The sequence below is a fragment of the Deltaproteobacteria bacterium genome, from assembly GCA_040223695.1.
Taxonomy (GTDB): Bacteria; Desulfobacterota_D; UBA1144; order Nemesobacterales; family UBA2774; genus JAVKFU01.
The window spans coordinates 1-3,252 of sequence record JAVKFU010000005.1; the positions used below are offsets into that span (position 1 = coordinate 1).

Here is a 3,252-nt window from a genome sequence, read left to right on the forward strand (position 1 = left end):
GGCACGTTCGGACGGGGAGCGCGGCGCTCTTTTAAGGAATTATCGGGGCGGTTGTCCACAGAAGGCTATAAGGGATTAGAACAGTCTCATAGCTCAGCTGGTTAGAGCGCTACACTGATAATGTAGAGGTCGGCAGTTCGAGTCTGCCTGAGACTACAACGTAGGCGAAGTGCGGACCATAGGTCTGCCTGCTTGCCCGGACCGAAAGGGGCGGGAGACTACGATGCAGCGATGCTGCAAGTTCAAGGTTTTAAGTTGAAAAGCTTAAGGTTTTGAAACGTTCATTAAGATTGAAGTATTGGAAATTCTAGAAGTTGGGAAACCTGCCGACTATTGACTGGCAACTGCCGACTTATAGGAAAACGGGGGATTAGCTCAGCTGGCTAGAGCGCCTGCCTTGCACGCAGGAGGTCATCGGTTCGACTCCGATATTCTCCACTAGTCCTGAACTTGTTTCAGGACCTCTTAAGGTGGGACCGATGAAGATCGTGACTACCGGGAAGGGACCCTGAACTAAATTCAGGGCAAAACGTTCATTGACATATTGGGACAGGGTGCGCAGAAGATTCAGGTCTTTGCGTACGCTGAAAAAGAAACACGAAAGTAAAGTAAAGTACAAGTAAATTACAAGTAAGAAGCCCCCGGACGCTGCCGCGGAAGGGGGCGGACAATAATATAAAAGGTCTGGCGACAAGCTGGATAAGGGCGTATGGGGAATGCCTAGGCTCTCAGAGGCGATGAAGGACGCGATAAGCTGCGAAAAGCTGCGGGGATCGGCACATACGATATGATCCGCAGGTATCCGAATGGGGCAACCCACCATATTGAAGGTATGGTATCCCGTAAGGGAGGCAAACCCGGTGAACTGAAACATCTAAGTAGCCGGAGGAGGAGAAAACAAAAGTGATTCCGTGAGTAGTGGCGAGCGAAAGCGGATTAGTCCAAACCGATGTTGTTTCGGCAATATCGGGGTTGTAGGACCGCGAGGTTCGATGTGCGATGAATCAGAACCCTTTGGAAAGAGGGACCGTAGAGGGTGATAGTCCCGTAAGAGCAAAGAACATAATCGATAGCGGTATCCTGAGTAGTGCGGGGCACGTGAAACCCTGTATGAATCCGGCGGGACCATCCGCCAAGACTAAATACTCCTGAGAGACCGATAGTGAACCAGTACCGTGAGGGAAAGGTGAAAAGAACCCTGAACAAGGGAGTGAAAAAGATCCTGAAACCATACGCCTACAAGCGGTCGGAGCCCCTTCGGGGGTGACGGCGTGCCTTTTGCATAATGAGCCTACGAGTTACTTTTACTGGCAAGGTTAAGCACTTCAGGTGCGGATCCGTAGCGAAAGCGAGTCTGAACAGGGCGAACGTAGTCAGTAGTAGTAGACGCGAAACCGTGTGATCTACCCATGGGCAGGTTGAAGCTGTGGTAACACACAGTGGAGGACCGAACCCGTTGACGTTGAAAAGTCTTGGGATGACCTGTGGGTAGGGGTGAAAGGCCAATCAAACTCGGAAATAGCTCGTACTCCCCGAAATGCATTTAGGTGCAGCGTGTACATAGTTTTATAGAGGTAGAGCTACTGATTGGATGCGGGGGCTTCACCGCCTACCAATTCCTGACAAACTCCGAATGCTATGAAATGATTGTGCGCAGTGAGGGCATGGGTGCTAAGGTCCATGTCCGAGAGGGAAAGAACCCAGATCACCAGCTAAGGTCCCAAAGTATATGCTAAGTTGATATAACGCGGTGGAACTGCACTGACAGCCAGGATGTTGGCTTGGAAGCAGCCATTCATTTAAAGAGTGCGTAACAGCTCACTGGTCGAGCGGTTCCGCATGGATAATAATCGGGCATAAGCATATCACCGAAGCTGTGACTTCTATTTATAGAGGGGTAGGGGAGCATTGTAGTGCCGCTGAAGCTACGCTGTAAGGCGTGGTGGAGGAGCTACAAACGAAAATGTAGGCATAAGTAACGATAATGCGGGCGAGAAACCCGCACGCCGAAAGACCAAGGTTTCCCCAGCTATGCTAATCAGCTGGGGGTCAGTCGGGACCTAACACGAACCCGAAAGGGGCAGTGGATGGACAACAGATTAATATTTCTGTACCTGCTCACATTAAAAGTGACGGGGATGTGGCGTTGGTGCGTACTGACGGAATAGTACGTTGAAGGGAGCGGTGACGCCCCGATAGTACACTGAGGCTCCGGCCAAGGTGACAATCCAGCTTAACATCCTCCGAGAAAACCAAGTGAAGCAGCCCGTACCGCAAACCGACACAGGTGGTTGGGATGAGTATTCTAAGGCGCTCGAGAGATTCATGGCTAAGGAACTAGGCAAAATAGACCCGTAACTTCGGGAGAAGGGTCGCCACGCTTCTAGCGTGGCCGCAGTGAAGAGGTCCAGGCGACTGTTTATCAAAAACACAGGGCTCTGCAAAATCGAGAGATGAAGTATAGGGCCTGACACCTGCCCGGTGCTGGAAGGTTAAGAGGAGATGTCATTCGCAAGGAGAAGCATTGAATTGAAGCCCCAGTAAACGGCGGCCGTAACTATAACGGTCCTAAGGTAGCGAAATTCCTTGTCGGGTAAGTTCCGACCTGCACGAATGGTGCAACGATCTGGACACTGTCTCGGCCATGAGCTCGGTGAAATTGTAGTATCGGTGAAGATGCCGGTTACCCGCAGTGGGACGAAAAGACCCCGTGCACCTTTACTATAGCTTCGTATTGACCTTGGGCAACCAATGTGTAGGATAGCTGGGAGACTTTGAAGCTGCATCGCCAGGTGTGGTGGAGTCATTGTTGAAATACCAGCCTTTGTTTGTCCGGGGCCTAACTCCCTTATGGGAGGACAGTGCGTGGTGGGTAGTTTGACTGGGGTGGTCGCCTCCAAAAGAGTAACGGAGGCTTCTAAAGGTGCCCTCAATACGGTTGGCAATCGTGTGCAGAGTGCAATGGCACAAGGGCGCTTGACTGAGAGACATACAGGTCGACCAGGTACGAAAGTAGAGCATAGTGATCCGGTGGTTCCGCATGGAAGGGCCATCGCTCAAAGGATAAAAGGTACGCCGGGGATAACAGGCTGATCTCCCCCAAGAGCTCATATCGACGGGGGGGTTTGGCACCTCGATGTCGGCTCGTCACATCCTGGGGCTGGAGAAGGTCCCAAGGGTTGGGCTGTTCGCCCATTAAAGTGGCACGCGAGCTGGGTTCAGAACGTCGTGAGACAGTTCGGTCTCTATCTA

Annotated in this window: 2 tRNA genes and 1 rRNA gene; all 3 read left to right on the plus strand. The window is 51.7% G+C overall.

Features of this window, described 5'->3' with window-relative positions:
• Positions 1-82 precede the first annotated feature (82 nt).
• Positions 83-156, plus strand: a tRNA-Ile gene (locus RIG61_00250).
• Positions 157-364: 208 nt separating this feature from the next.
• Positions 365-438, plus strand: a tRNA-Ala gene (locus RIG61_00255).
• A gap of 250 nt (positions 439-688) precedes the next feature.
• Positions 689-3,252 (plus strand): 23S ribosomal RNA (locus RIG61_00260); the annotation flags it as partial.